The 9,878-nt window shown below is 41.8% G+C and carries 4 protein-coding genes; all 4 read right to left on the bottom strand.

The features are described 5' to 3' along the window. Positions 1-290 precede the first annotated feature (290 nt). The gene (locus WAO84_RS12565) at positions 291-1,145 is read right to left on the bottom strand and encodes a DUF4249 family protein (protein ID WP_340066189.1); all 855 of its coding nucleotides are present in this window, start codon (positions 1,143-1,145) and stop codon (positions 291-293) included. Between the two features lie 4 nt (positions 1,146-1,149). Further along, positions 1,150-3,549, bottom strand: a complete 2,400-nt coding sequence (locus WAO84_RS12560) for a TonB-dependent receptor (protein WP_340066187.1) — start codon at positions 3,547-3,549, stop codon at positions 1,150-1,152. Between the two features lie 130 nt (positions 3,550-3,679). After that, positions 3,680-5,137 (bottom strand): glutamate synthase subunit beta, encoded by a 1,458-nt coding sequence (locus tag WAO84_RS12555; RefSeq protein WP_340066185.1) that lies wholly within the window; start codon positions 5,135-5,137, stop codon positions 3,680-3,682. Between the two features lie 2 nt (positions 5,138-5,139). Beyond that, positions 5,140-9,654, bottom strand: a complete 4,515-nt coding sequence (gltB, locus tag WAO84_RS12550; protein WP_340066183.1) for a glutamate synthase large subunit — start codon at positions 9,652-9,654, stop codon at positions 5,140-5,142. Between the last annotated feature and the right edge of the window lie 224 nt (positions 9,655-9,878).

The raw sequence follows: 9,878 nt of genomic DNA, 5'->3' as shown, positions 1-9,878 counted from the left end.
CACTACAGCCCCGTTAATCTTTAAAACTTTTTTGATCATAATAATTTGTTTTTGTATTAGCTTGTAAGACACAAATAGTTTTTTTCTTACTTTTTATGAAGTGCTATTTAACTTTTTAAATTGTTAAGGATCATTGCATAACTAAGCGAAATGCCAAAGTTTCATAGAATATATTTTAAAAAGTCTGTATTAAGCTTTTGGCTAACAGGAAGAATAAATACTCTTAATGGCAGTTGATTACTAAAAGTAGAAATTTAATTTATAGAAGATGAATGCTTTTTTATTTTATATTATTCTATGATAAGGGTTTGTGAAAAGGTTTGGCAGACCGCAAAATAGCCCAGGGCAAAATTATTGGGCTGGTCCACATTGTCAAAAAAGTCCATATTGTCAATATCAGTTACATTAATAAGATTACCGCGCACTGTGGCCGAAGGTGTGTCAAAAGGACCAAAACCTTCACTGGTTTGCTCGAGTAACTGATTCATGTAGTTGTAAAAAGGCTCATCTATTCCCAAAATACTTATAGTCACTTCCTGCCCCGGAGTGAGATTTTCATCATAAAAATAGGAAAGACTAAAATCCTGTCCCTGATAAAAGGTGTCTTCTGTTGTAAGGAATTCAGCAAAATCAAAATCAAATAAATAAAAATTATCAGCATTAGGGATATCAGTAAAGCTCACAACAACTTCGGTATCTTCATCGTCAAAAAGAATACGATCACCCTGTTCAACCGAGTTAAAAGGGTTAGTTTCTACATAACGAGTACGTGCCAGGTATTGCTGACCTTCATGCTCTATCTGAAGAAGGAGTTCTCCTGAGGTTAGGAATTCGGTAGCTACGAGTCTTTCATAGATCCCGGAACCGGGTTCGGTTTCCAGTAGCACTTCATTGCTGGCCTGATCCAGATTTACTACCGTGATCTGAGTAAGTTGTGCCGGCGTGGGTTCTTCAAAAAAAGAACTGGATTCTAATGCTTTCACACGTATTATCGTGGTAGATGAACTATCGTCAATGCGTATAAGCGCATCAATTATGAGCCTGGGGCCTTCAAAAGGAACATCTACATCAATTACATCTTCACAGGAAGTAAAGTAAAAACAAAAAAGCAGATAAAGAATGTATGAGGTGACAGGTCTTTTCATTTTTTTAAAATCTAAAATTATACGTTACTGCAGGAACAATACCAAAGATAGAGGTACGAACAGCCTCATTGGCTCCTGTATCTTGATTTCTTCTAAAATTAATAGAGGCAGCATTTCTCCTGCTATACAAGTTGTAAATGCTGAATATCCACTCGCCCTGTAATTTGCGGCCGGAGTTCTTTCTGGGAGTGAGCTTTGCTGAAACATCAACGCGATGATAATCGGGCAGGCGTTCTCTGTTACGAAATCCGAAATAGGGAATGGTGAGCCCCTGAAACTCAAATTGACCAATGGGATAATTTGTAGGCTGCCCGGTTTGATAAACAAAGTTCATATTAAAGGTCCATTTTTCGTTTAGTTCATAACTGTTGTAAATAGACAGGTCATGGGTTTTGTCAAAAGGTGTATTGTACCATCTTCCCAGGTTTATGCCACTTTCCCTGGGAGTTCTTCCGGTATCTACTACCGGTGGCCTGCCCGGGGTACGTTGTTCAGATTTTGAAAGAGTATAAGCGATCCAGCCGGTATATTTGCCTTCATTTTTTCTAAACAATAGCTCCAGGCCATAGGCCCTGGCCTCACCGTTAAGAATGACCCGTTCAATAGCTTCATTAGCAATAAGGTTAGCTCCATCAATATAGTCTATACGGTTATCTGCGTCCTTATAGAAAACTTCAGCTTCTAATGAATAGTCCCCGTTCTTAAAGTTATGAAAATAACCCAGGGCATATTGATCCAGTAACTGTGGTTTTACAAAAGGCCCGCTGGGGGTCCATACATCCAGAGGTGTGGGAGAACTGGTATTGGACAGCAGGTGCAGATATTGTGCCATTCGGGTATAGCTGGCTTTTATGGAGTTGTTTTTATTCAGAACATAGGATAGAGCAAAACGAGGCTCCAGATTGGTAAAAGAGGCCAGTTGCTCGCTTCTTGAGACCGATAAAGTGTCAATGGGTTTTGCTTCCTGATAGATCAGTAAAAAGGGATCAAAAACCACCGGATTGTCATTTTCATACACAAAAACATCCTCCTGCCCGAACCTTATGAAATTACTCAGTCGTAAACCGTACTGTAGAGTAAGCTTTTCAGTTACTTTATGCTCGATATCTATATAACCTGCAAATTCATTGGCATATTTTTTGGCAAGCTGCTCTTCCAGGATACCGGAGTCTTCATCATTGGGTTCAATTTTTCCGGGATTAAAAATATAATACAGATTATTGATCCCGTAATTAATTTGAAGTTTATCGTTCAGATAATGTTTAAGATCGTATTTTAAATTAAAATTGAGGATGCCTGAGTTCCATTCGAAACCGGCAAAATCAAGCTCTAATCCGTAATAATAGTCCGAATAGATCAAAGAAAGGTTAGAGAATAACTTGTTTGAAAAAAGATGGTTCCACCGAAAGTTTAGTACCGAGTTGCCATAGGTATTTATAAAATTATCGCTTAGGCTAAACACATCTCTTCCAAAATACCCTGAAAGGAAAATGTTATTCCGTTCATTGATCTGGTAATTGAGTTTGGTATTAAGATCATAGAAATACGCTTTGTTATCAATGTCAAGCAATGGTAGGAACAGGTGCGCATATGAGGCCCTTCCTCCAAAGAGAAATGCACCTTTATCTTTTACCAGAGGGCCTTCGGCCAGTAAACGGCTGGCAACGGCCCCGATCCCACCACTCATATGAAACTCTTTGCTGTTCCCTTCTTTTTGAAAGATCTCCAGTACTGAAGATACACGACCTCCATAACGGGCAGGGATCCCTCCTTTAAAGAGCTTTATATCTTTTATGGCATCCGGATTAAAAACAGAGAAAAAACCAAAAAGGTGTGACGAGTTAAATATGGTGGCTTCATCCAGAAGAATAAGATTTTGATCTACGGCACCTCCTCTTACATTGAAGCCGGAAGCACCTTCTCCGGCATTGGTGACTCCCGGGAGAAGAAGTAAAGAGCGAATAACATCGGCCTCACCCAGAACAGTAGGAATATTTTTAATGGTGGTAGATGTTAGTGTATTTACACTCATTTGCGGTTTTTGGATGTTAAGTCGCTCAGAGTCTTCTGTTAATACGACTTCTTCCAGTTGCTGGGCTTCTTCCTGCATTCGGAAATCGAGTTTTTGATCGGCATTCAGGCTTACGGTTTGAGAGATGTTCCTGAATCCCATAGCGCTGATTTCCAGTTTATAAGTGCCCTCAGGGAGGGTGATAGAATAAAAACCGTATTCATTGGTGGTAGTACCGGTGCCTAATTCGGGAATAATTACATTTACACCAATTAGGGTTTCATTACTTCGGGCCTCACGAATGGTGCCGCTTAAGGTAAATTTGTTCTGAGCAAAAACAAACTCACTGCTCAGCAGGATTACCAAAATGGCAATTCGTCTGGTTAAATGCATACTATATTGGTTAGAGAAGGAAAAAAAGCAGGTTTATAGTTGTAAAACAGCTTTTTAGCCTTTTAGGTTTGTGCGAATGTATTAAAAAAACCGTAGCGGGCATTAGTCCATATGTATTTTTAATATTTCCTCAAGCTGCTGGCAAATCTCCTTTTTCTTTTGATGGCAGGGAAGACGACCCCATTAAAAAAGTATCTACTTCACAAGCAGCTTCGCGTCCTTCGGAAATAGCCCATACAATAAGCGATTGGCCTCTTCGTGCATCACCGGCTGTAAAAACATGAGGTACGCTGGTCTGATATCCTGTTGTCGTTATCCGGGTTTTTGTATCTGTTTGTAACTGTAGTTCAGTAATAAGATCTGGTTCAGGCCCTTTGAAGCCCAATGCCAGCAAAACCAGATCGCAGGGCCATTCTTTTTCGGTGCCGGGCATTTCTTTAAGAACGGGAGGTTTTCCAGATACTTTTTCCCAGATTACCTGAACGGTTTTAAGGGCTTTCAGATTACCCGAAGGGTCTTTTATAAATTCTTTGGTGGCAATGCTCCAGTTGCGATGACAACCTTCTTCATGAGAAGTGCTGGTTTTAAGGGTAAAGGGCCAATAAGGCCAGGGGTTTTCAGTAGATCTTACAGTACCGGGCATAGGCATGATCTCAAAATTGGTAACCGATCGGGCTCCCTGGCGGTTACTTGTACCTATACAATCAGACCCGGTATCACCACCGCCAATAACAATTACATGTTTCTCCTTTGCAGAAAGAGCGGCTGGTAATTCTTTTGTTCCCTCAATAACTTCGTTACTGGTTCTAAGAAAGGTCATGGCCTGAACAATTCCCCGGGCATCTGCTCCCGGCACCGGCAGTTCTCTGGGTACAGTAGCACCTGTACAAAGTACAATGGCATCAAAAGCTTTGAGGTGTTGGCTTTTGTAATTTACCCCTACATGTGTATTGGTTTTGAAGTGAATGCCTTCCTGCTCAAGAATAGTGAGTCTGCGGTCTATAATGCTTTTGTCAAGCTTAAAATCGGGAATACCGTAACGAAGAAGCCCGCCTATTTTTTTATCTCTTTCAAATACCGTAACCGTGTGGCCGGCCCGGTTTAATTGTTGTGCTGCTGCTAAGCCTGCGGGACCGGAACCTATAATAGCTATCTGTTTGCCGGTTCTTTGTATCGGGGGCTGCGGCTGTATCCATTTTTCTTTAAAACCGCGTTCCACAATGTATTTTTCAATTAATTCTATGGAAACGGGGGGTTTTATGACCCCCAATACGCAGGCAGATTCACAGGGTGCCGGGCATAGCCGGCCTGTAAATTCCGGAAAATTGTTAGTGGCATGCAGTATTTGAAGTGCTTTTTGCCACTGGTTTTTATAAACGGCATCGTTAAAATCGGGAATAAGGTTGCCAAGAGGGCATCCGCTGTGACAAAAAGGGATACCGCAATCCATACACCGCCCTGCCTGTTCACCCAGTTCATGATCGCTTAGTTTTTTGGTAAACTCTCTATAATGTGTTACGCGTTCTGAAACTGGTTGATTTGCTTCTGTTTTTTTATTAAACTCCAAAAAACCCCTATGTTTTCCCATGATCACGATACTTTATTGAGTTCTGCATTGTTTTGTGTTCCTGCCATCATTTTCAGAGCTTTTTTATACTCTGCCGGGAATATTTTGATGAAGTTCAATTTCTCACGATCCCAGTGTTTTAATATTTTTGCGGCCAGGGTACTACTTGTGTATTCATAGTGTTTTTGCACCAGTGCTTTTATTTTCTCATGATCAGGATCTTCCGGGGTTTCTACATGTATCATTTCCAGGTTAAAATTTCGCATATCGGGAATAGGGGTCTTGTTATAAATGTAGGCAATGCCTCCGCTCATTCCGGCTCCGAAATTACGTCCTGTTTTACCGAGGATCACTACGGTTCCTCCGGTCATATACTCACAACCGTGATCACCTACACCTTCTACTACGGCATGGGCTCCCGAATTTCTTACAGAAAACCGTTCTCCTGCTATCCCATTTATATAAGCTTCTCCTGAGGTGGCGCCATAAAGTGCTACATTACCGGTAATTACGTTCTCATGAGAGGTATAGGTAGTTTTATCAGGAACTTTTACGATAAGAGTTGCCCCGGATAACCCCTTGCCCAGATAATCATTGGTAGTGCCTATCACTTTCATCGTCAGCCCTTTGGTGGCAAAGGCCCCGAAACTTTGGCCTGCAGCACCGGTAAAATTTAATTTTAGCGTATGTAATGGGAGTCCGTTCCCTCCGTGAATTTTAGATATTTCATTGCTTATGATCGCTCCTGTAGCACGATCGGTATTGCGAATAGGAAAGCTAAGTTCCATAGGTTGTTTGCGGTAAATAGCCGGATGTACTTCTTGCAGTATCCTGAAATCGAGTACATTTTCCAGATTATGTTCCTGAGGTTTGGTAAAATATAATTTGGTTGAGGGAGGGGTAGCGGGTTTATACAATATTTTGGAAAGGTCAATGCCCTGAGCCTTATAATGATCGACTGCGTTGTTTACATTGAGTTTCTGGGTTTGTCCCACCATTTCTTCTAGGGTTCTGAAGCCCAGAGAAGCCATGATCTCTCGTAGTTCCCTTGCAACGAAATACATAAAATTAATAACATGTTCGGGAGTGCCTTTAAAATTTTTTCGTAGTTCGGGATCTTGTGTGGCGATACCCACAGGGCAGGTGTTCAGGTGGCAGGCACGCATCATAACACATCCTGAAGCAACTAAAGGAGCGGTGGAAAACCCAAATTCTTCTGCGCCCAGTAAACAGGCAATGGCTACATCTCTCCCTGTTTTGAGTTGGCCGTCACATTCCAGTATTACGCGATTTCTCAAATCATTTAGCACCAGGGTTTGCTGTGCTTCGGCTAAACCCAGTTCCCAGGGGAGTCCGGCATGTTGCAGAGAAGTGAGAGGAGAGGCACCGGTACCGCCGTCGTAGCCGGAAATCAAAATAACGTCTGCTTTGGCTTTGGCAACACCTGCAGCTATGGTACCTACGCCTATTTCCGATACGAGTTTTACATTGATACGGGCGTCTCGGTTGGCATTTTTAAGATCAAAAATGAGTTGAGCAAGATCTTCAATAGAGTAAATATCATGATGTGGCGGCGGCGATATCAGGCCTACATAGGGTGTAGAGTTACGGGTTTTAGCGATGGCGGGATTTACTTTGGCACCGGGGAGTTGTCCGCCTTCTCCGGGTTTGGCACCCTGCGCCATTTTTATCTGTATTTCACGGGCATTGGTAAGATAGTTAATAGAAACACCAAACCTGCCGGAAGCTACTTGTTTTATAGCGCTGTTGCGCCAGTTCCCGTTAGGGTACTTGTAAAATCGTTCGGGGTCTTCTCCGCCTTCTCCGGAATTACTTTTACCTCCCAGCCGGTTCATGGCAATGGCCAGGTTCTCATGGGCCTCTTTACTGATGGACCCAAAGGACATGGCTCCGGTTTTAAATCGTTTCACTATTTCGGTCCACGGCTCTACTTCTTTTAACGGTATGGGATCAAGATCTTTAAAAGTAAACATACCACGCAAGGTCATAAGCTGCCTGCTTTGTTCGTTTATAAGGCGTGCATATGTTTCATAATTCTCATACTGGTTTTGCCGAACGGCCTGTTGTAATCGGGCTACGGTTTCCGGGTTGAACATATGGTGTTCGCCGTTGCGTCGCCAGCGGTACTGCCCTCCGGTTTCCAGGTCGGGCAGAGCGGGAATAAGAACTTTCGGAAAAGCTTTTTCAAAACGCTTTTGTATTTCTTTTTCTATTTCATATAGACCAATACCTTCAATACGTGAAGGGGTATTGGAAAAATAGGTGTTTATGAATTTTTTGTTGAGCCCGAGTGCTTCAAAAATTTGGGATCCCCGGTAGGAATGTAATGTGGAGATACCTATTTTATTCATGATTTTTATGAGCCCTGCGGCAATAGCTTTATTGAATTGCTGAATGGCATCGTCTCCTTTATGGTTGGTAATGTTCTTTTTTTGAACGAGATCCCGTATGATCTCATTTACGAGATAGGGGTTGATAGCACTGGCCCCGTATCCGAAAAGCATAGCAAAATGATGGGGTTCTCTGGGTTCTGCAGATTCTATGATTATGCCAACCGAAGAACGCTGCCTGTATTTTTTTAGGGAATGATGCACAAAGGAACACGCCAGCAGTGCGGGAATGGGTGCCTTTGTATGCGAAACGTTGCGATCTGAAAGAATAATAATATTGCATCCGTTCTTTATGTGATGCGATATCTCGGTTACCATGTCGTCCAGCCGTTTTTCGAGTCCGTTAAGCCCTTTTTCTATGTCGTAGAGCATAGGGATGGAAATGGCTTTAAAATCAGGATGTTCAATAAATTTTATTTTATCGAGATCTTCATTGGAAATAACAGGGTTTTGAATACGTAGTTTTTTACATTGCTCGGGTACGATATTAAAAATATTACGGTCTTCTCCTATAGACAGACTTATATCGGTAATGATCGCTTCACGAATACCATCCAGTGGAGGATTGGTTACCTGTGCAAAAAGCTGTTTAAAATAATTGTAGAGTAACTGAGGCCTGTGAGATAACACTGCCAGAGGCGTATCAGTTCCCATGGAGCCAATGGCTTCTTTGGCATGGGTAGCCATTGGGGTGATAATGGTCTCAATATCTTCTGTGGTGTATCCAAAAAGTTTAAGTCGGGTAAGAGAAGAGGTTTTTTCTACCCGGGTTTTGTTTCCGGTATAGGGAACACGTGCCAGAGGAAGGAGATTTTCCTGAAGCCATTTTCTATAGGGCCTTTGCGAACAAATATGTTTTTTTATTTCTTCATCTTTCACGATTTTCCCCTGGTCCATATCTACCAAAAACATTTTTCCCGGTTCGAGTCGCCCATGTAATACTACATTCTCGGGTTCAATATCAATTACTCCCGTTTCAGATGACATGATTACGTAACCGTCTTTGGTTACGGTATATCTTGAGGGCCTCAGTCCGTTACGGTCCAAAAGAGCGCCAATGTATTTACCATCTGTAAAAGGAATGGAGGCCGGCCCGTCCCATGGTTCCATAATGCAGGCGTTATATTCGTAAAATGCCTTTTTATCATCTGGCATGGAAGGGTGTTTTTCCCATGCTTCGGGTACCATCATCATCATGGCTTCGGGAAGGGATCTTCCGGTTTGTAACAGGAATTCCAGAACCATATCCATAGAAGCAGAATCTGATTTCCCTTCGGGAACCAGAGGAAGAAGCTCTTCTGTGATTTTATCGAACTTTTCGCTTTTGAGCAGCTCTTCGCGGGCCTTCATACGGCTGAGATTACCGCGTATGGTGTTGATCTCTCCATTGTGACACATATATCTGAAAGGTTGTGCCAGTTCCCATTTTGGAAAGGTATTGGTGGAAAATCGCTGATGAACGAGTGCTAACCTGGTGATTACATGGACATCGGTAAGGTCTTTGTAATACACACTTATGTCCTGAGGCATCAACAGGCCTTTGTATATAAGAGTGTTTATAGAGAGGCTGGAAAAGTAAAAATAGTCGGCTTGTGAAAGTCCCGATTTGCGAATATGGTGCTCTGTACGTTTACGGGCAGCATACAGGCGGGCGCTAAATGCTTCCTGAGAAAGTCCCGATTCTTTTTTGCCGATAAAAACCTGTTTGACAGACGGCTCGGTTTTGGCGGCAGTGGCCCCCAGGCAGTCAGAGTTCACGGGTACCTCTCTCCAGCCAAGTACTGAAAGCCCCTGTTGCCATATGTTTTTATTGAAATGCTCAATGCAAAGGTTACGCTGATTTTCTGCTTTGGGAAGAAACACCATGCCAACTGCATACTCTCCCGGTTCGGGCAGTTTGAATGCACATACTTTTTTAAAAAATAAATGAGGTACTTCAATAAGGATACCTGCTCCGTCCCCGGTTTTTCCATCGGCACTTACAGCTCCCCGGTGTTCCAGATGTATAAGAATATCCAGTGCTTTGTGAATGATATCATTACTCTGCAGGCCATGTAGATTGCATATAAAACCTGCACCGCAATTATCATGTTCAAAATAAGGATCATATAAACCTTGTTGCTGCATTTGTTATTATGGTATTTTCACAAAAATAAAGTATTAATTAAAGTATTTTTCATAAAAAAGTTAATTAATTAAGATTAATTAAATAATATTAATTTTTTAACAAATTATTTTCAATTATTAAAATACAAAGGTGAATTATTGATAATATCATAAAACACAGAGGGAGGAGTTGTTATTTTTTGAAATACAAGGGGTAGTTGTAGAAAAACTATATAAAAATGATG

The organism is Ascidiimonas aurantiaca, assembly GCF_037646345.1.
GTDB classification, from domain to species: Bacteria; Bacteroidota; Bacteroidia; order Flavobacteriales; family Flavobacteriaceae; genus Ascidiimonas; species Ascidiimonas aurantiaca.
This window is presented reverse-complemented; position numbering and strand designations above follow the sequence as displayed.

What these genes read in the sequence shown, in the direction of transcription:
- WAO84_RS12560 (WP_340066187.1), bottom strand. Translation starts at nt 3,549, where the DNA reads ATGCATTTAACCAGACGAATTGCCATTTTGGTAATCCTGCTGAGCAGT.
- gltB (WP_340066183.1), bottom strand. Translation starts at nt 9,654, where the DNA reads ATGCAGCAACAAGGTTTATATGATCCTTATTTTGAACATGATAATTGC.
- WAO84_RS12565 (WP_340066189.1), bottom strand. Translation starts at nt 1,145, where the DNA reads ATGAAAAGACCTGTCACCTCATACATTCTTTATCTGCTTTTTTGTTTT.
- WAO84_RS12555 (WP_340066185.1), bottom strand. Translation starts at nt 5,137, where the DNA reads ATGGGAAAACATAGGGGTTTTTTGGAGTTTAATAAAAAAACAGAAGCA.